The 19801-nt window shown below is 67.8% G+C and carries 15 protein-coding genes and 4 pseudogenes; 16 read left to right on the top strand and 3 right to left on the bottom strand.

All coding sequences use genetic code 11. The features are described from left to right. Window positions 1–266 precede the first annotated feature (266 nt). Together nrdR and ACSYGN_RS10455 are read left to right on the top strand one after the other, a co-directional pair. On the top strand, window positions 267–818 hold the full coding sequence (gene nrdR / locus ACSYGN_RS10460; protein ID WP_460394174.1) for a transcriptional regulator NrdR: 552 nt from the start codon (window positions 267–269) through the stop codon (window positions 816–818). A 168-nt stretch (window positions 819–986) separates the two neighbouring features. Further along, on the top strand, window positions 987–3881 hold the full coding sequence (locus ACSYGN_RS10455) for a vitamin B12-dependent ribonucleotide reductase (protein WP_460394172.1): 2895 nt from the start codon (window positions 987–989) through the stop codon (window positions 3879–3881). 84 nt (window positions 3882–3965) lie between these two features. Here ACSYGN_RS10455 and ACSYGN_RS10450 read toward each other — a convergent pair whose 3' ends face one another. After that, window positions 3966–4499, bottom strand: a complete 534-nt coding sequence (locus ACSYGN_RS10450) for a TerD family protein (RefSeq protein ID WP_460394170.1) — start codon at window positions 4497–4499, stop codon at window positions 3966–3968. A gap of 153 nt (window positions 4500–4652) precedes the next feature. Here ACSYGN_RS10450 and ACSYGN_RS10445 point away from each other — a divergent pair, with 153 nt between their 5' ends. The 3 genes from ACSYGN_RS10445 (at window position 4653) to ACSYGN_RS10435 (ending at window position 7034) form a co-directional block, all read left to right on the top strand. Beyond that, complete coding sequence (locus ACSYGN_RS10445; RefSeq protein WP_460394168.1) at window positions 4653–5258, top strand: YdbC family protein; 606 nt, start codon at window positions 4653–4655, stop codon at window positions 5256–5258. A gap of 162 nt (window positions 5259–5420) precedes the next feature. After that, a complete protein-coding gene (locus ACSYGN_RS10440; protein ID WP_460394165.1) occupies window positions 5421–6080 on the top strand; it encodes a histidine phosphatase family protein in 660 nt (219 codons plus the stop codon). Between the two features lie 51 nt (window positions 6081–6131). Continuing rightward, window positions 6132–7034 carry an ADP-ribosylglycohydrolase family protein gene (locus ACSYGN_RS10435; protein ID WP_460394163.1) on the top strand — a complete coding sequence of 301 codons (903 nt, stop codon included), beginning with the start codon at window positions 6132–6134 and terminating at the stop codon, window positions 7032–7034. Between the two features lie 312 nt (window positions 7035–7346). Here ACSYGN_RS10435 and ACSYGN_RS10430 read toward each other — a convergent pair. Continuing rightward, window positions 7347–8087 (bottom strand): annotated as a pseudogene (locus ACSYGN_RS10430) (MFS transporter); the annotation flags it as partial. Window positions 8088–8196: 109 nt separating this feature from the next. On the opposite strand from ACSYGN_RS10430, the gene ACSYGN_RS10425 reads away from it, so the two are divergent. From ACSYGN_RS10425 to ACSYGN_RS10375, 11 genes and pseudogenes are all read left to right on the top strand, one after another. Continuing rightward, on the top strand, window positions 8197–9063 hold the full coding sequence (locus tag ACSYGN_RS10425) for a helix-turn-helix domain-containing protein (RefSeq protein WP_460394161.1): 867 nt from the start codon (window positions 8197–8199) through the stop codon (window positions 9061–9063). A 285-nt stretch (window positions 9064–9348) separates the two neighbouring features. Then, window positions 9349–10403: pseudogene (locus tag ACSYGN_RS10420) on the top strand (transposase). Window positions 10404–10595: 192 nt separating this feature from the next. After that, a complete protein-coding gene (locus tag ACSYGN_RS10415; protein WP_460394159.1) occupies window positions 10596–11009 on the top strand; it encodes a hypothetical protein in 414 nt (137 codons plus the stop codon). 314 nt (window positions 11010–11323) lie between these two features. Continuing rightward, entirely contained in the window at window positions 11324–11542 is a 219-nt protein-coding gene (locus tag ACSYGN_RS10410) for a hypothetical protein (RefSeq protein ID WP_460394157.1), read from the top strand. Between the two features lie 248 nt (window positions 11543–11790). Beyond that, window positions 11791–11955: pseudogene (locus ACSYGN_RS10405) on the top strand (replication initiation protein); the annotation flags it as partial. Between the two features lie 14 nt (window positions 11956–11969). Further along, window positions 11970–13646 (top strand): IS30 family transposase, encoded by a 1677-nt coding sequence (locus ACSYGN_RS10400; RefSeq protein WP_460394155.1) that lies wholly within the window; start codon window positions 11970–11972, stop codon window positions 13644–13646. After that, window positions 13537–13971, top strand: a complete 435-nt coding sequence (locus ACSYGN_RS10395) for a replication initiator (RefSeq protein WP_460403363.1) — start codon at window positions 13537–13539, stop codon at window positions 13969–13971. The genes ACSYGN_RS10400 and ACSYGN_RS10395 overlap by 110 nt, the downstream gene beginning before the upstream one ends. A 292-nt stretch (window positions 13972–14263) precedes the next feature. After that, window positions 14264–16006: pseudogene (locus ACSYGN_RS10390) on the top strand (recombinase family protein); the annotation flags it as partial. A gap of 454 nt (window positions 16007–16460) precedes the next feature. After that, window positions 16461–17084 carry a TetR/AcrR family transcriptional regulator gene (locus ACSYGN_RS10385; protein WP_460394153.1) on the top strand — a complete coding sequence of 208 codons (624 nt, stop codon included), beginning with the start codon at window positions 16461–16463 and terminating at the stop codon, window positions 17082–17084. Between the two features lie 82 nt (window positions 17085–17166). Continuing rightward, window positions 17167–17868, top strand: a complete 702-nt coding sequence (locus tag ACSYGN_RS10380; protein ID WP_460394151.1) for a ribonuclease HII — start codon at window positions 17167–17169, stop codon at window positions 17866–17868. Between the two features lie 69 nt (window positions 17869–17937). Further along, the gene (locus ACSYGN_RS10375; protein WP_460394149.1) at window positions 17938–18576 is read left to right on the top strand and encodes a hypothetical protein; all 639 of its coding nucleotides are present in this window, start codon (window positions 17938–17940) and stop codon (window positions 18574–18576) included. Between the two features lie 511 nt (window positions 18577–19087). Here ACSYGN_RS10375 and ACSYGN_RS10370 read toward each other — a convergent pair. Continuing rightward, window positions 19088–19708, bottom strand: coding sequence for a hypothetical protein (locus ACSYGN_RS10370; protein ID WP_460394147.1), 621 nt, complete (start codon window positions 19706–19708; stop codon window positions 19088–19090). Window positions 19709–19801 lie beyond the last annotated feature (93 nt).

Genomic DNA, 19801 nt, shown 5'->3' with positions numbered 1-19801 from the left:
CGGGCTCGGGGATACGGCCGTGCGCCCGCGTGTTCCGCCGTGGCGACCCTGGGTGCCCGGTGTGCGGCTGTCCGTAGGCGACACGCGGGATTGCCTCACTGTATGGGCCAATTCCCACATCTAGTGGTTGGATGGCTGAAGCGGCCCACAGGTTGTGGTCCCCCGGGTCTTCGCGACTCTGGCGATCGCCTATGCTTGGGGCTGCTTCGCGGGGCCCGAGTGGTCTGGCGAGGCCGTTGAGTCTGCCGTGAGGAGGGTTGGAGATCATGCACTGCCCCTTCTGCAGGCACCCCGACAGCCGCGTCGTCGACAGCCGTACGACCGACGACGGCACGTCGATCCGCAGGCGCCGCCAGTGCCCGGACTGCTCCCGTCGCTTCACGACCGTGGAGACGTGTTCGCTCATGGTGGTCAAGCGGTCCGGAGTCACCGAGCCGTTCAGCCGTACCAAGGTCATCAACGGTGTGCGCAAGGCATGCCAGGGACGGCCTGTCACCGAGGACGCACTCGCCCAGCTCGGCCAGCGGGTCGAGGAGGCGGTGCGCGCCACCGGGAGCGCCGAGCTGACCACCCATGACGTGGGACTGGCCATACTCGGCCCGTTGCAGGAGCTCGACCTTGTCGCCTATCTGCGATTCGCCTCCGTCTACCGGGCGTTCGACACGCTCGAGGACTTCGAGGCCGCCATCGCGGAGCTGAGGGAGGCGACACGAGGCCCCGCCGCGGACGACGAAGACGCGGGAGCGGGGAGCCACGAGGACGGAGCCGGGCCCGGAGGAACCGTGCAGTTCCCCGAGCCGGCCCACGCCGCCGACTGACAGGCGGGCCGGAAACCGGGCGGAGGCCCCGGATCCGGTCGCGCGGCGGCGCAGTGAAGACCTGTTGCGGGCGGCAGCGTGAGCGTGCCCGCAACACCAGACAGAAACACGATGTCACGGGAACAACGTGGCATTTCAGGGCGTTTTCGCCCGTACATGGGAGGCGGCATGACAGAGACGGCGAGCGGTCCGGCACGAGGTTCCCGGGCCAAGGGAACCAAAGCCGTCAAGGGACTGCGCATCGAGCGCGTCCACACCACCCCCGGCGTGCATCCGTACGACGAGGTGGTCTGGGAGCGCCGTGACGTCGTCATGACCAACTGGCGCGACGGCTCGGTCAACTTCGAGCAGCGTGGCGTCGAGTTCCCCGACTTCTGGTCGGTGAACGCGGTCAACATCGTCACCAGCAAGTACTTCCGGGGTGCCCTCGGCACCCCGCAGCGCGAGGTCAGCCTGAGGCAGCTGATCGACCGCATCGTGCGGACGTACCGGAAGGCCGGAGAGGACCACAGGTACTTCGCTTCGCCCGCCGACGCCGAGATCTTCGAGCACGAGCTGGCATACGCCCTGCTGCACCAGATCTTCAGCTTCAACAGCCCCGTCTGGTTCAACGTCGGCACCCCGCAGCCCCAGCAGGTCTCCGCCTGCTTCATCCTGTCCGTCGACGACTCCATGGACTCGATCCTCGACTGGTACAAGGAAGAGGGGATGATCTTCAAGGGCGGCTCCGGTGCCGGCCTGAACCTCTCCCGCATCCGCTCCTCCAAGGAACTTCTGTCCTCCGGCGGCAACGCCTCGGGGCCCGTCTCCTTCATGCGCGGCGCCGACGCCTCCGCCGGCACCATCAAGTCCGGCGGTGCCACCCGCCGCGCCGCCAAGATGGTCATCCTGGATGTCGACCACCCGGACATCGAGGGCTTCATCGAGACCAAGGTGAAGGAGGAGGAGAAGATCCGCGCCCTGCGTGACGCGGGCTTCGACATGGACCTGGGCGGCGACGACATCACGTCCGTCCAGTACCAGAACGCCAACAACTCGGTCCGGGTGAACGACGAGTTCATGAAGGCCGTCGAGCAGGGCGGCACCTTCGGCCTGCGCGCGCGGATGACCGGCGAGGTCATCGAGGAGGTCCAGGCCAAGGCCCTCTTCCGCAAGATGGCCGAGGCCGCCTGGGCCTGCGCCGACCCCGGCATCCAGTACGACGACACGATCAACAACTGGCACACCTGCCCGGAGTCCGGTCGTATCAACGGCTCCAACCCGTGCAGCGAGTACATGCATCTGGACAACACGTCCTGCAACCTCGCCTCGCTGAACCTGATGAAGTTCCTCAAGGACGACGGCAAGGGCACCCAGTCCTTCGACGTCGAGCGCTTCACCAGGGTCGTCGAACTGGTCATCACGGCGATGGACATCTCCATCTGCTTCGCCGACTTCCCGACCGAGAAGATCGGCGAGAACACCCGTGCGTTCCGCCAGCTCGGCATCGGCTACGCCAACCTCGGCGCCCTGCTGATGGCGACCGGCCACGCCTACGACTCCGAGGGCGGCCGTGCCCTCGCCGGCGCCATCACCTCCCTGATGACCGGCGCGGCGTACCGGCGCTCCGCCGAACTCGCGGCGGTCGTCGGCCCGTACGACGGCTACGCGCGCAATGCCGACGCCCACTACCGCGTCATGGAGCAGCACGCCGACGCCAACACGGTGGCCGTCCGCATGGACGACCTCGACACGCCGATCTGGGCCGCCGCCACGGAGTCCTGGCAGGACGTGCTGCGCATCGGCGAGAAGAACGGCTTCCGCAACTCCCAGGCGTCCGTCCTGGCGCCCACCGGTACCATCGGCCTGGCGATGTCCTGCGACACCACCGGTGTCGAGCCCGACCTCGCCCTGGTCAAGTTCAAGAAGCTGGTCGGCGGCGGCTCGATGCAGATCGTCAACGGCACCGTGCCGCAGGCCCTGCGCCGCCTGGGCTACCAGGAGGAGCAGATCGAGGCGATCGTCGCCCACATCGCCGACAACGGCAATGTGATCGACGCCCCCGGCCTCAAGCACGAGCACTACGAGGTGTTCGACTGCGCCATGGGCGAGCGCGCCATCTCCGCGATGGGCCACGTCCGCATGATGGCCGCCATCCAGCCGTGGATCTCCGGCGCCATCTCCAAGACGGTCAACATGCCGGAGTCGGCGACCGTCGAGGAGGTCGAGGAGATCTACTTCGAGGCCTGGAAGCTCGGTGTCAAGGCCCTCGCGATCTACCGCGACAACTGCAAGGTCGGCCAGCCGCTCTCCGCGAAGACCAAGGAGAAGGACAAGGCCGGGATCGCGGAGAAGGCCGAGGACACGATCCGTACGGCGGTCGAAAAGGTCGTCGAGTACCGCCCGGTCCGCAAGCGCCTGCCCAAGGGCCGCCCGGGCATCACCACCTCCTTCACGGTCGGCGGCGCCGAGGGCTACATGACCGCCAACTCCTACCCGGACGACGGTCTCGGCGAGGTCTTCCTGAAGATGTCCAAGCAGGGATCGACCCTCGCCGGGATGATGGACGCCTTCTCCATCGCGGTTTCGGTGGGCCTCCAGTACGGCGTGCCGCTGGAGACGTACGTCGCGAAGTTCACCAACATGCGCTTCGAGCCGGCCGGTATGACGGACGACCCGGACGTGCGGATGGCGCAGTCGATCGTCGACTACATCTTCCGCCGCCTGGCGCTCGACTTCCTGCCCTTCGAGACGCGCTCCGCGCTCGGCATCCACTCCGCCGAGGAGCGCCAGCGCCACCTGGAGACGGGTTCGTACGAGCCCGCCGACGACGAGGTGGACGTCGAGGGCCTGGCACAGTCGGCGCCGCGTGCCCAGGAGCTGAAGGCGGTTGCGGCCGCCGCGCCGGAGGCCGCGACGGCCAAGCCCGCCCCGCGGCAGGCCCACACCAGCGCCGAGCTGGTGGAGATGCAGTTGGGCATCCACGCGGACGCCCCGCTGTGCTTCTCCTGCGGTACGAAGATGCAGCGGGCCGGCTCCTGCTACATCTGCGAGGGCTGCGGCTCGACCAGCGGCTGCAGCTGACGCCGGGCGCCCGCCGGGCGTGAGACGACACGCCGAGGGCGGTGGAACCGGGAGCCCCGGTTCCACCGCCCTCGGCGCTGTCCGTCAGGACTGCCGGGCCCGGCCCATGACCCTCGTGAAGATCGCGGGGTCGTCCTCGAAGCCGTGCAGACCGGGACGGAAGTCCCAGCCGCCGCCCTCCCCGCGCACGAACTCCGCGACCGTGCTCGCCGTGGCGGCGGGCACCGAGCGGAACTCGTCCTCGGCGAGCACGGTGTAGCCCTCGCGGACACGCACAGCAGGGTTGGCGACGCCCGAGAACGTACGGTCCATGCCGCGCTGCTGGATGACGACACCGACGATCACGCGCGCGTAGCGGTCGTCGAGCCGGTCGAGTTCGACCGTCATGACCTCGTCCCAGCCGAAGCCCTTGCCGTCCGTGCTGTCACGGTTGAGGTAGATCGTGCCGTCGGGCGACCGGCTGTCGAAGTGCACCACGTATGCTGGCGGTCCGTACGGATCGCCCGACAGATAGGTCGCGGCGACGAGATCCAGATCGGTGGGCGGCTGCCCGGCCGGACTCGGATCCCACTTCAGCGCGACCTCGACCTTGCGGATGCCTTTGCTGAGGCCGTTCAACAGGCTTCCCCTTCCCCGTTCCCGTTGCCTCCACCCCAACTGCGGGGACAACAGGGCTTTTTGTCCATCGTGCCACGCGCGCGGGGGAGCATGCGCGGGTACCGTCCGCCGGGGCCATGCCGGTGGTGCGGTCCCTGGCCTTACCATGGCGCGGTGCTGGTCAAGTGGATTCGCTGCACCGTGGTGGACCGCCGCGGTTTCGAACGGGGACAGCGGAAGTGGGCGGGGCTTCTGGGGGAGCCGGGGTTTCGCGGGCAGGGCGGCGGCTGGAGCCGGGGGCGTCCCGGGGTGGCGCATGTCTTCGCCTTCTGGGAGAGCCGTGCCTTCTACGACTCCTTCATGGCCCGTTCGCACGACCGGCTGGCCGCCACGCAGGCGGGCACCTTCAAGGATGCCCAGGTCAAACTGTTCGAGTACCGCTTCGATGTGAAGACGGGCTTCGAACCGCGCTTCACCGAAGCCGACCTGGTCCGGCTGGCGCTGGCCCGCGTCCACAAGGAGCGCGTGGACAACTTCACCCTGATGCAGGAGAAGGTCTGGAACCCCGCCATGGCCGGTTCGCCGGGCATGGTCCGCGGGCTGTTCGCCGAGGCCCCGGGGAACGAGTTCCTCGTGATGTCGATGTGGCAGTCGAGCGCCGAGCACGGCAAGTACCGCACCGAGCGGGTGGAACGGCTCGCCCTGCGCGCGCAGACGGAGGCCGATGTCGCCGCCCTCACGGGTGACATCGTGGAACTCGAACCCACCTGGACGGTTTGAATTCCGGACGCACCGGGTAACAGGGATGGGCGTGAAGCCGGGGTGGAGGCCGTGCGCGGCGGGGTGCGGAGGGGACGACTGGTGCAGGATTGATGTGATCTACGCCGTATGGAGCCCGTACGAGTGCTCGATCGGCGGCAACCCGATCTAGGGTTTCCTTCCATGGCAAGACCACGGCGCATCGTCCTTGTCCGGCACGGAGAGTCGGCCGGCAATGTCGACGACTCCGTGTACGAGCGTGAACCCGACCATGCGCTCCCGCTGACGGACCGCGGCTGGCGGCAGGCGGAGGAGACGGGCAAGGCCCTGCGGGAGATCTTCGGCCGCGAGCGGGTGAGCGTCTACGTCTCCCCGTACCGCCGCACCCATGAGACCCTCCGCGCCTTCCACCTCGACCCCGACCTCATACGGGTGCGCGAGGAGCCACGGCTGCGGGAGCAGGACTGGGGCAACTGGCAGGACCGCGACGACGTACGGCTCCAGAAGGCGTACCGGGACGCCTACGGCCACTTCTTCTACCGCTTCGCCCAGGGGGAGTCCGGCGCCGATGTCTACGACCGGGTCGGCGGTTTCCTGGAGAGCCTGTACCGCAGCTTCGAGGCCCCCGACCACCCGCCCAATGTGCTCCTGGTGACCCATGGGCTGGCCATGCGGCTGTTCTGCATGCGCTGGTTCCACTGGACGGTCGCGGAATTCGAGTCGCTGTCGAACCCCGGGAACGCGGAGATGCGCATGCTCGTTCTGGGGGACGACGGCAAATACACCCTCGACCGGCCCTTCGACCGCTGGCGGGACCCCGAGTCGTACGGGATCGGCCGTTAGGACCTGTCCGGCGGATCATGCCGGGGGCGCGGGGGCTAGAGTGGCAGCTCGATGACCGCACATTCCTCTCTCGACGTACGTCTGGAGCGTGCCCTCGCCAGCCTGCGCGGCCTGGCGGTGGGAGATGCGCTCGGCTCGCAGTTCTTCGTCCCCGACAACTATCCCCTCCTCAGACGCCGGGAGCTGCCGACGGCTCCCTGGCAGTGGACGGACGACACGGAGATGGCCTGCTCCGTGGTCGCGGTCCTGGCCGCGAAACGCCGCGCCGACCAGGACGCCCTGGCGCAGTCGTTCGCCCGGCACCACGACTTCGACCGCGGCTACGGCCCGGCCGTCGGACGGCTCCTGCGGCTCGTCCGGGAGGGCGGTGACTGGCGCGAGCTGGCCGCTGGCCTCTTCGACGGCCAGGGGTCGTGGGGCAACGGCGCCGCGATGCGCATCGCCCCGCTGGGCGCCTGGTACGCCGACGACCCCGAACAGGCGGTCCACCAGGCCGAGATCTCCGCCTACCCCACCCATCAGCACCGCGAGGCGGTCGTCGGCGCCATGGCCGTGGCCGCTGCGGCCGCGCTGGCCGGCGCCCCGGGCGGACCGCCGACTCCTACGGCGCTGCTCGACGGCGTCGTCGCCCTCGTCCCGAAGAGCGCCGTCGGCGCGGGCCTGCGGCGCGCCCGGGACATGCTCGACTACGGCGACGCCACCACCGTCGCGGCCGTCCTCGGGTGCGGTAGGCGGACGTCCGCCCACGACACCGTTCCCTTCGCCCTGTGGTCGGCCGCCCGGGCCCTCGGTGACTACGAGACCGCCTTCTGGACGACCGCGCAGGTCGGTGGCGATGTGGACACCACCTGCGCGATCGTGGGCGGGGTGCTGGCCGCAGGGACGGGGACACCACCCCCTGCGTGGGTGGCGCACACGGAGCGGCTGCCGGACTGGGTGCCCGGAGCCGCCTGACACGGTGTTCCGGGGCTCGGTCTTCCGTGGCTCCCGCTGACTCCGCTTTCCTGACTCCGCGTGTTCGGCGGGAACTCTGCGTGATGCCCACCCGTTCTTCTCTCATCCGCCGTGCGACGTACGGGTGCGCACGGGGCGGTGGAGGAGAAGGCGCGGGAGGTGGTCATGCCGTTGTGGCGTTCCGTACGGTCCGCGTGGCTCGGGTTGATGCTCGTCGCCCTGACGGCCGTGGCCGCCGCACTGCGGCGGCCACGACCTCCCACCCGCCCTGCCGGACCGGCCGGTTCTGCGTGGCGGGTCCGGCAGGGCGGGTCAGCCGAGCCCGGGACCCGCCGTGCCGGCGAGCGCCTCGAGGTCGCTCCTGCGGACCTTGATCACGAGCCCAGCCGTGACCAGGGCGAGCCCCGCCATTCCGACCGCCGGGACAAAAGCGGTGGAGATGCCGTGCGCGAGCACTTCGTGCCCCCAGGGCGCGGGCAGCTGGTGCGTCTTGGCGAACTCCGCCTTCTGCTGGGGCGAGCCCTCCGCCAGGAATTTCGGCAGCTGCTTCTTCGCCTCGTCCTTGCTGGCCGTGCCGAACACCGTCGTCAGGATGGACAGGCCGAGCGAACCGCCCACCTGCTGGGTGGCGTTGAGCAGACCGGACGCCGCGCCGGCCTCGTGCGGGCGACCCCGGAGACGGCGGTGACGGTCACAGTCGCAAAGTTCAGACCCATGCCGAAGCCGAACACCACCATCGGCGAACACTCCGAAGGCCCGGTTCCGTTCCGGGCCCTCGGGGAAGGTGGTGGTGATCAGCGCCAACGAGGTGGGCGACGCTATCGCGCCGCCCACGCCCTGCAAGGCACGTGCGGCGAGCAGTTGCCACGGCTCCTGGGCGAGGCCGCCGAGCAGGGAGGCGAAGGTGAACAGCAGGATGCGTGTCATGAACACCCGGCGGCGGCCCAGGATGTCCCCGGGCTGTGCGCCGAGGAGCAGCAGGCCGCCGAAGGTGAGCGTGTAGGCCATGACGACCCACGTGAGGTCGGTCGTGCTGAACCGCAGCGCGTCTTGAGGTTCCGAGTTCAGCTTGCGGGCTGATGACGTCCACCCGCTGTCCCCCGATCGGCGGCGAGTCGTGGAAGCCGGCGCGCACATTCTGCGGGCGCCGTACGCTCGAATCATGAGCGCCAACATCGGCAAACGTCTTCAGGAAGTGCGCAAGCGGCGTGGCCTGACCCAACGCCAACTGGCCAGCGAATCCGGCGTTTCCCTCTCCCTGATCCGAAAGCTGGAACAGGGGGAGCGCGCGGATACGCGCTTGGAGACCGCGCGCCAGCTGGCACAAGCATTGCGGGTGCCGACCACAAACCTCATTGCCGACCATGAGGAGGAGCGGCAGGCGGCTCCTGGAGCGGATGAGCGTTGGGAGGGAGTCCGGCGGGCGCTCGTGGCTCCGGTCCGCGCGGACGGGCCGAGTGAAGAGCCGACCGTGCACGGTGTGCGGGGCGCTCTGGAGTCGGCCCTGCCGTTGTTCTCCGGCGATCGTTTCGCCGAACTGAGCGTTCTTCTCCCGCCACTGCTGCGGGACGCCGACCTCATCGCCGAGCATGGCCCGGAGGGACGGGCCGTGCGAGTACGGCTCTCTCAGCTGACGGGTTGGTTGCTGACTCAGACTCGGCAGTTCGAAGCGGCAGACATTGCCCTGTCCCGGTCTCTTGAGGAGTCCTCGGACCGGCTTCAGGCGGCGGCGACGGTGAGCACGCAGTGCTGGCTGCTGCTGCGACGCGGGCGTCTGGCGGAGGTGCGGACATTGGCGACGCGGTGGGCGGACGAGGTGGAGCCGCGCATCTCGCGGGCGACCCCTGGGGAACTGAGCGCGTGGGGCTGGCTGCTGTTGCGGGCCTCCGCTGCCGCGATCCGCGACACCGGCCTGGAGCGGCCGAGGATGCCTTGCGCTACGCCAACTCGGCGGCGGTCGCGATGGGGCGGGAGTTCGCACCTCGCGACGACTTCTTGCAGGCTTTCGGCCCGGTCACAGTGGCCCTGAAGCGTGCAGAGAACGCCATGATCGTCGACAAGCCGGACCTCGTGCTCAAACTCTCGGCGCGAATTCCGACCGGCGGCATGCGGCCGACTTCCAACAACCGAAACCGTCATCTGCTGGATGTGGCAGAGGCGCATGCGCGTTCTCGTGACTACGCGAAGACGGTTGAGGTTCTTCAAGGAATCCGCGCGGACGCTCCTCAGTGGCTGCCGAACCAGCGCTACGCGCGGGACATCTTCGGCCAGGTGATCGCGCGTCGGCGTACCCTCACGCAAGAGATGCGGGACCTTGCCGACGCCATTGGGGTACCGCAACACCAAGGCGTTCGGCCCGCCTCCGGGCGGCGGTCACAAACCCGGACGCCACCCGCAGGTCAAACTCGTCCTGCTGATCGCATGCGGCACCCGCGGCATCGTCGATGCCCGTTTCGGACCACGCCGCGACAACGAAGTCGCCCTGGCCAAGCACCTGGCCACGGCCCCGACCCTGTCCAGCGGGCAGCTCGTGCTGATGGACCGGGCCTTCCACGGCCACGACATCCTCACCCGGATCGCCGCCGGCGGCGCCGACTTCATCGTCCGGACCCACGCCCACCACTGGCTGCCCCACCTGCGCGAACTGGCCGACGGCAGTTTCCTGTCCTGCGTCCCGGACCGGGCCTCCAGCCAGCGCCAGGCCGACTCCCGGTTCTGCAACCGGCGCATGCCTCCAGGCCACCCGCACGGCATCCCGTGCGGGTCGTGGACGCCGACATCACCGCCACCCCCGAACACGGACCGCCCCGCACCCGCCCGCTGCGGGTGATCACCAGCCTGCTCAACCCCGACGAAGCACCCGCCCAGCAGGTCGCCGCCGTCTACGCGGAACGCTGGAACAGCGAAACCAGCCTGTCCGAGGCCAAGATCCTCCAACGCGACCACCGGCCCCTGCTGCGCTCCCACAGTCCCGACGGCGTCACGCAGGAAATCTACCGACTGCTCATCACCCACCAATACCTGCAGTCCCAACGCGCCCGAGCCGCCCAGGCCAGCCTGGATCCCACCACCGGCCAGGAACTGGACCCCGACCGCATCTCCTTCACCGCCGTCCTGCGCACCACCCGCCGCTACCTGCACTACCTACCGACCACAGGACAGCCCCCGCTGAGCACCCTCGTCCGGGCCGAGGCCCTGGCCCAGCTCATCCCCCGCAGACCCCGCCGCGTCAGGCCCCGCGCCAGACAGGGACCCAACCACCGCGTCCGAGCCCCCGGCCCCGTGCCCACCGGCAATGTCACCTACACGATCACCATCTGCCGCCGAGACGAGACACCCCGCGTCACACCTCAACCACCAGCCAAATAGCGACGCGACGTTAGGTCCACAGACTGCCCGACTCGGCGGAAGCTTACGGGGCCATGATCACTCGCCCCATGGCAGCTCCAGCCCAAAGTCTCGGAGCCAACCTCTCGCCATCGTCGTCTTCGGATCGCGGATGGCGATTCCAAAGACGGAACTCGATTGCAGTTCCTCCCACGTCTCCGGTGATACTCGGCCATGAGCAGATTCGCCGAGGTCATCGTGTTGGCCAGCAGCGCAGAAGAGATCATGGAACCGCTGACCCAACCGGACCGCAACCGTAAGTGGTCTGGGCAATTTGCCGATATCGGGCATGGCCTGTTCGGCGGCTGGGCCATCGAGTTCGCGCGACGGAGCAACTGGGTCGGACTCCTGGAACACCTGGAGTCTCAGCCCTGGCCATCCCCGCACTCCGTACAGGTGCTGATCCACGACGAGGAAGATGACTGCTTCGGCTTGTGGATGATGCACGACGGCCGACTTGTGGAGGTGCCGCTGCCGCGCACCAGTCGCTACTTCTGGCGAAACCACTACACGGGCGAAGTCGATCCAGACTGCCCCGGCATTCTCATGCGCACGGACAAGTCCGGTGGCTCACCCGAAGGGGACTGAGTGCCGATTTCGCATTCACAAGTTCGCGATGCCACATGGTGGCGACATTCCGAGCGCTCATGATCGCGCAAGTGCTGGCCGTCATGCTGCCCCGTCCAGGCAGGCTGCCCCGGGGTCCGATACAGCAATGAAGTACAGCAACCTCCTCGCCCACGACCGACCGCCTCCAGACCCAAGCGCTCGGCTGACGTGCCTGGTAGACCTCAGCGACCGCCCCGCCCATAGTTCGCATCGAGAGGGTCGCAATCCGGTCCGCTCCCTCATGTCACACTCCTACAGCGCCTGCTGAGAGCGCATCGGACTTGGAGGCAGACATGACGACTCCACGCATTCGAAGAATCGCCGGCCAGATCATGTTCTGTGTCAGCCTGCTCTGGGCCTGTGGGGAGTCGATCTATGAAACCGGCATGTATCGCGTCGCCTCCAACCTGATGTTGATCGTCGGCGGGGTGACGCTTGTCGGCACGGCCCTCGATCACATCCGTCCCCGGCCGAAACGTCGCAGAGCGCACAAGCAGGATGCCGAGAACTGAACACCCGCCCCGCCTGCCCGCCGTGTGCCCGCCTGAGGGAGGCCCTGAGACGGCGGTACAGCAGCGAAGTACAGCAACCACAGCAACCGGTACCGTCCCGTAGCGTCCCTGTAGACCCGAAGCGCGGCCTGTATGACCGTCACTGACCGATCTATCTAGAGCTACGGTTCACAAGGTCACGCCACCCATGAGGCGGCTCGGCGACTGGCCGGGCCGTCTCAGTTTCCGTCTCATTCAGCTTCCATGGCGTGGTCCGTGTCGACGGTCCGGCCGGTCCCGGCGCCTCGTCCCCCCAATGGGCCACAGCCGAACTGCTCACCGGCGCCGTACACGCGGCTGCCGCTGCGGCGAACGTGCGCGTCCCCGATTCCGACGCCTACGGAACTGAACTCCTCGTCTTTGGCGACCAGTTGGTCGTGCGGCCATCTTGGCCTTCGCCGACGATGAGGGACCCACCGATGACGCGGTCGCCGCTTACGTGGCCAAGTACGTTTCCAAGGGGACCGCTGAAACCGGCGCAGGACTGGACTACCGCGTCACCAGCCCGGACGACATCCACGCGGCCGTCGTCACACCCCACGTACGGGCCCTCATGGTCACGTGCTGGCGCCTGGGCGGCCTGCCGGGACTGGAACTCCTCCGGCTGCGCCCGGACAGCTCATTCACCACTCCGACCACGGCTGTCAGGGCGGATTCAATCGGTCGTTGCAACACCTCGTCCTCGGAGGTGTTGATGGGCAGGCCGGCGGGATCGATGGCGGCGTTGAACGGACGGTCGCCGATGAAGTCTCCGGGTGCGCCAGCGCTTCGGCGGGAAGTAGAACGCCAGTTCTGGCGGCAGATCGCGAAGGGGCTGCTTGCCGAGGAGGCGGCAGCTGCGGTCGGCGTATCCCAGGCGGCGGGTTGCAGGTGGTTCCGTCACGGTGGCGGCATGCCACCAATGGATCTTGCTCCGCAGTCCGGCCGGTACCTGTCCTTTCACGAGCGTGAAGAGATCGCGCTCCTCAAAGCACAGGGCATCGGAGTCCGGGAGACCGCGCGACGCCTCGGCCGCGATCCATCGACGGTATCCCGCGAGCTGCGCCGCAACGCCGCGACCCGCGGCGGCCGACTGGACTACCGGGCTTCGGTCGCGCAGTGGAAGGCCGACCTTGTGGCCCGGCGCCCCAAGACAGCAAAACTGGCCGCGAACGACCGGCTGCGGGACTACGTGCAGCAAAGGCTTTCCGGCCAGGTCAGCGGCCTGTCCGGGACGGTACTGGGGCCGGATGGCCCGCGGTGGAAAGGGAGGAACAAGCCGCACCGCGGCGACCGCCAATGGGTCATGGCGTGGAGTCCGGAGCAGATCGCGAACCGGCTGAAGGTCGACTTCCCCGATGATGAGTCCATGCGGATCAGCCATGAGGCGATCTACCAGGCCCTGTTCATCGAAGGCCGGGGAGCACTCAAGCGTGAGCTCGTTGCCTGCCTGCGCACCGGCAGGGCCCTGAGGGTGCCTCGTGCCCGGTCCAAGCGGAAGGCGTGGGCCCACGTCACACCGGAGGTGCTGATCAGCGAACGGCCGGCCGAAGCCGACGACCGCGCCGTACCGGGACACTGGGAAGGCGACCTCCTGATCGGACTTGAGCGATCGGCAATCGGCACGCTGGTCGAGCGCACGACCCGGTACACGGTGCTTGTCCATCTGCCCCGCCAGGACGGCTACGGTGTCGTCCCCCGCACCAAGAACGGACCGCCGCTGGCCGGTTACGGCGCGGTGACGATGAAAGACGCGCTTGCGGCGACGATCAGCACCCTGCCCGAGCAACTATGGCGGTCGCTGACCTGGGACCGGGGCAAGGAGTTGTCGGCGCACGCCCAGTTCACGATCGAGACCGGCGTCCCGGTTTACTTCGCCGATCCACACAGCCCCTGGCAACGCGGCACGAACGAGAACACGAACGGCCTGCTGCGCCAATACTTCCCGAAAGGAACCGACCTTTCTCGATGGGTGGCTGAGGATATCGAGGCGGTCGCAGCCACGCTCAACAGCCGCCCTCGCAAGAGCCTCGGCTGGAAGACACCCGCCGAAGCCCTCAACGACCATCTACTATCGATCAAATAAGGCGGTGTTGCATCCACTGGTTGAACCTGGCCAGTACACGTCGAACTCCTGGACTCACAGCCTCGGCTACCGGGGCCACATCCTTACCAAATCCCGCCGTTACTCCACCACGTACGGCGCACTGTGCGAGGAACGAGCCGAATACCAGCGCGGTGACACACAACCGACCGACAACCAGGCCGTCATTACAGAGTCGAACTGGCGCTACTTCGGCTCTGGATACACCGCCGGTGCTGCCCGGCTCGCCGCTGGCATTGCCGAGGATATCGCCGCAAGCCGCGAACTGGCCCGTGAGGAAAAGGCGGATCGGGGGTTTGAGGCATGAGCCGGAAACGGGTCGAGCATCGGGCTGACGGATCCACTGTCGAAGTTTGGCGTACGGCTGACTGGGGGCCTGCCGAACGCAGGCGGCTTGCCCGGCTCCTCTTCAGACACCTGGCGGAGAAGGAAGGCAATGCAACCGAGAGGAACGAGAGTTGGCGGGTCGGAACGTGACCACGACACGGGGCGCGAAGGCTGAGGTAGCCGTATCAGAGAACGACCCCGGAGAGACGTTGGCGCGCACTCCGGGGTCGGGCCAACCGACAGGCTGGCCTGCCAGTCGCGAAGGGACTGACATGACCCATACTCTCACGTCCGCCGTCCAGGTTGTGGGCACGGCCGTCAAGGGTGCTCAGCTCCGGGCCGTCGACTACCTCAGGGTGTCGACCGAGGAACAGGCCAAGGGCTACGGCATCGCCTACACGGGTAAGAAGACGGCGCAGTACATCCAGAAGAAGGGGTGGCACCACATTGCCACCTATGCCGACGAGGGCGTGAGTGGGAGTCTCGAAGCACATGAGCGGGACGACCTGAAGGGGCTCATGCAGGATGTCCGGCAGGACCCCCGGCCCTTCGATGTCGTGGTCGTCCCTGAAGGCCGTGCGATCGGTCGAACCGGTCGGGCCTTTTGGCGTTGGGTCTGGGAACTTGAAGATCTTGACGTCTATGTCGCCGTTGTAAAGGGCGACTATGACAACACAACCGTCGACGGTCGTAAGAAGATGCGTAAGGATGCCGACTACGCGGAAGAAGAGCGTGAGGTTATCCGAGAACGCACCCAGGGTGGTGTTCAGGAAAAGGCGGAAGAAGGCGGTTACACGGGCGGTACCGTCCCATATGGGTGGCGAGTCCAGGTAACTCGTTCCGGAGCGCCGTGGTCGAGTGAGAATCTGAAATGCCGCATGATGTCACGTGCTGTGCTTGAGGGTGTCCAGGTCTTCAGGGATGTCGAGTCAAGGGATTCCCGGTACGGTCGTGGTGCAAAAGTTGACTCCGACGGAAACCCGCTTTACGGGGCGACGGTCACGATTCGTCTGGATCCTGTGCTAGACGAAAAGCAAGTGGAGAAGCTGAAGAATGCTGCTGAGAAGATTACAAAGCGACGCTCCCCACGAAAGGGGAAGAATGTTTACCCGCTCTCCATGAGGATTGAAAGCCTTTGCGGCTCTTACTATGTGGGTCGAGTGCAATCCTCCACGGGTGAGCGCACCTACGTCTGCTCCGGGAAGCAACCGAAGTACGCTGGAGCTCCCGTGTGTAAGTGCAGTCAGATCAACGCCGAGCAGATTGAGGCTGAAGTGTGGGGCCGCACTGCCAAGATCTTTGGAGATCCCGAAGAATTGGTGGCCCTCGCCTCCGAGTGGATTGATGTGACGCTCGGGGGTAACTTGGAGCACGAAGACCGAATCGAAGACCTCGATCGCAATATGACGGTACAGGAAAAAGCGATTGCTGTCGTCATGGGGATGACGGCGAAACAGGCTGCAGAGATGGGCCTGGAAGGTCATGCAGCGCAAGAGCTGATTGCGGCCGCCGTCAAGCCGCTCACCGAGGAATTGGCGCGGCTCAAGAAACTCAAAGATGAAGCCGTTGCCTGGCAGATGGAAACCCTTGCGGCCGAGCAGAGGGCGCGAGACCTGCGGTCGCTCGCCGAGCTGGCCCGTACAGAAATGCCCAGCATGCCGCCAGAAGATCAGGCTGGGGTGATCGACCTCGCAGACATCAGGGTTCGAATTCAGGGGACGGTGCCGGTAAGAAGGGCTGGCAAGGAATGCTCAGTGGGTGCGTCGTTCCGGGAAATGGGCCTGGGCATTCCCGTAGTTGTTACCGATGATGCCTGGGCTCGGATTGAGCCGCTGGTGAAGAAGACTGGTCGGGGTTCTGGAAAGAAGACCGATCTGCCTCTCAGGGATGCCGTCGAAGCCATCTTGTGGAAGGGGCGCACGGGGGATGGCTGGAGCGAGGCTGCTGCTCGCATGCAGCGAGGCGCGAGCAAGTCCCTTATGTCGCGCTGGTCAAGGTGGGCTTACGACGGGACTCGGGGCCGTGTGGTGGCCGCTCTCGCTGGTGCTGAAACCGTTCCGGTGCCGATCATGTCCACAGCCGTTGGCCTGCCTGACCTGGAGATCTCCGGGGCCGTTGAACCGCGCCTCCTTTTGGAGGACTCTGAGACTCATGACCAAGCGGGTGCGTCGAGTACCACCATGAGTTGGCAGGCCGCGATGACGGTGAGCGCGATGCCGGGATGCCCGTCCCGGCGGGCCGCACCCGGCTTCTGTTCCTGAATCAACTGAGAGGTTGTCACTATTGGGTCCCTCACGAGTACGTTAGTGAACGCATGCGTTCACTGTCTGGACCACCTTAATGAGTCCCTCATAGAGAACGCAAGCGTTCACTTAAGTCGTTGTCGCGCGGTGTCTCCCCCCTTGTCTCCGCGTGGCACCTCCCCCGTCCCGCACGTTTCCGCTCCCCCTGTCCGCTGGAGAAACTCAGATGATTACCTCGCGCTGGACGGCCGCTCCCGCTCATGCGGCCTCCCTTCGCAGGCGCGGCGCCGTACTCGAACGCGCCATCCTCGACGCCGCGCTGGAACAGCTCAGCACGGTCGGATGGAAGGGCCTGACCATGGAGGGGGTCGCGGCCGCCGCCCAGACCGGCAAAGCCGCGGTCTACCGGCGCTGGCCCTCCAAGGAGGACCTCGTCGCTGACGCCCTTCAGGCCGGGCTGCCGCGTTTCGACGCGGCACCCGATCTCGGCGGTGTGCGTGAGGATCTGCTGGAACTCTGCCGCCAGGCGCGCGGGGCGATGTACTCACGTCCCGGATTCGCACTGCGCTCGGTCATTCACGAATGCGACCCGGCACAGGCCGAGCGTTTCCATGGGGTGATCTTCGAGGGGCTCCTGGAACCGGCCACCAGGCTGCTTCGCGAGGTCGTCGACCGTGGCATCGAGCGGGGAGAGGTGCGTCCCGATGCGTCGAACAGCTTTGTCTACGACGCCATCCCGGCCATGATGATGTACCGCGCCAAGGTGTGCGGGAGCGAATGGACCGAGGCTGACATCGAGGAGATGGTGGATCAGCTGATGCTGCCGCTGCTGCGACCGGTCACCCGCTGACGAAGAGTGGTGCACACCGCACACCCGCTCGGGGAAACCTGGGTGTCGCGGGGGGATCCAGGCGGCGTACGCTATGGGCGCCATGCCGTACGAACCGCCTACTCACACCGTTGAGCGCTCCCTCCGTGCCACGACCGGGGCGAAGGTCATCGCCGGTGTCGACGAGGTGGGGCGCGGCGCGTGGGCCGGTCCGGTCACCGTCTGCGCGGCGGTCACGGGACTGCGTCGCCCCCCTGAGGGGCTCACCGACTCCAAGCTGATCACCGTGCGGCGGCGTACCCAGCTCGCCGAGGCACTGCGCACGTGGGTCACGTCGTACGCGCTGGGCCACGCCTCACCGCAGGAGATCGACGATCTGGGGATGACGGCTGCGCTGCGGCTCGCCGCGGTGCGCGCCCTGGAGGCCCTGCCGGTCCGGCCCGACGCGGTGATCCTCGACGGGAAGCACGACTACCTCGGTGCCCCGTGGCAGGTCCGTACGGTCGTCAAGGGCGACCGGTCCTGTGTGGCCGTCGCGGCTGCTTCCGTGATCGCCAAGGTTCAGCGCGACAAAATGATGGCCGAACTGGGTATGGAACATGCAGACTTCGGTTTTGCGGACAATGCCGGGTATCCGTCGCCCGTGCACAAGGCCGCGCTGGAGGAGCGGGGACCCACCCCGTATCACCGGTTGACGTGGGCGTATCTCGATGCGCTGCCCCAGTGGCGGCACCTCAAGAAGGCCCGCAGTTGGGCGGACCGAGGCGGTCCGGAGATCGAGGGGCAGCTGGGCTTCGACTTCTGATCGTTCCGTTTCGCACTCATGTGCCACCCGACGGCGCGATCCGCGCCGACGTTTGATAGACATCAGCTCATGCCTCTCATTCCCGAGGAGCCTCAGATTCACGAGAGTGCCCAGGGTCCCCGCGCCACTCCGGCCAGTGGCCGTACCGCGCCGACCCCCCGCCCTGTACCCGGCCCGCGCCCCGCGGCTCCGTCGCGTCCGGGTCGTCCCGGACCTCTCCGGCCCACGCCTCCGGCGCAACGCACGCCGCGCGACGTGGCACCGGCCAAGCCCGGACCCAAGGGTCCGGCCGCTCCCTCCCCGTCCTCCGCTGCTTCCGCGACCCCGCAGATCCAGCTGATCCCGGCCACGGTCGGCGGTGCGCTCGACGCCGCCGAGGAAGCCGTGGACCTGCTGCTGGAATCGGGCCGTTCCCCGGGTGAGGTGCTGGTGATCACCACCGGCGAACCGCACCCGTGGGCCGCGCACGAACTGTCCTTCGGCGAAGCCGCCTACTGGGCGCAGCACGACGCGGGCGACGACGTGTTCTACACGGACGCCGCCGGTGTCGGACGTGCCGCGCCGCGTGCCGTGGTCGTCGTCGCCGTCAACGGCGACGACACCGCTGCCGTCACAGCCCTTCCGCTGGCCCATGCCAGGGCTGGTGCCCTGCTGATCGTCTGCGGCGACCCGCAGCAGATCAACTCGGTGCTGGGCGCGGGCGTCTGAGCGTCTCCGCGGCCCGGGGACGCTCGGGGGTGTGACGGAAGGTGCCGCCGAGGCGGCACCGGCACAGAGCGGCCTTCGGCGTGCCCGGACGGCCGGCGGCCGGGCATCCGCAGGCCTGCCGTCCGGCATCCGCGCCGCGCCTGTCGCCCGCGCCCCGGAAACTCGCTGAGTACCCGTGGGCCGGAATCGGCGCGCGCCCGACGCACTGTGACACGCGCATCCGCACGGCGTTCCGCGCCACCCTCGGGGCAGGGTGTCCTGTGCCCGGCAGCCGGACGCGGTGGATGGTTCCCGCTGTTCCGAGAGTGACGGCGCGCGGGTACGGCCGACGCTCGCTGCGTTCATGTCTTGAAGGCGGCGCGGGCCCCGTCCGGCGCCTGCAGGGCACAACCAGCCGACGTACGGGGCGGCCGGCCGCGTGCCCTGGCTGCCTGCCGTCGCTTCACCACGGCCTCAGCCCCAGCCGCAGCCGGGGCTGCGGCCGTGGCCGTGGCCGAAACGGGGACCTATCTCACCTGGCGGCCGCGCGCCGCAGGACCTCGGACACGGCACCGCCGGTGCGCGGCAGCGGGGGAGGCATCTCCGACAGCGCGAAGGGTTCGGGCGACGAGTGTGCGTTCGGACGGCGACCGCCGCGGCCCTCGCCGAGCACGTTCCAGCCGTCGTTCGTCAGCGTGATGTACGCCCCGCAGCGCAGCCCGTGCAAGGTGCACGCGTCACGCAGTCCCCACATCCATGCGCCGTCCTCCTCCGTCCAACCCGGTTCGCCCTCGCGGCAGTAGACCAGCACCGCGGTGCGCACGGGGGTCCGGCGCCGCAGGTCGTGCGGGATGATCCGGCGCAGCTGGGAGAGCAGCGCGTTGCGGAACATCCAGCCGTCGACAGGGGTGGGACGGCGGACGAACGAGGCGCTGGCCAGCAGCCGCTCCTCGGGATCGAGGACGGCCACGATCGCGGTCGACGGTCTGGGGCGGTGCCGGGAGTGCAGGCCGCTGACCACTTCACGGGGATTGCTCAGCAGCGGGATCCCGGCGGAGGCCCACTCCGCGGGCTCCAGCAGACGGCTGGCGGAAGCGGCGGACGCGGACGTCGACAGGGATGCCGCTGAGGACGGAGTGAATCCGAAGGTCACGTTCCTCCCTTCGGCTACGCGCCCACACTGCGGGCGAGGGGTCGGATTCGGGGGCGCACACCGCAGCAGGGCTCAACCTGGTCACGGCCGGGC

The organism is Streptomyces sp. YIM S03343 (genome assembly GCF_054729195.1).
The sequence above is the reverse complement of the archived record's forward strand: the minus strand, read 5'-3'. Positions and strand labels throughout refer to the sequence as shown.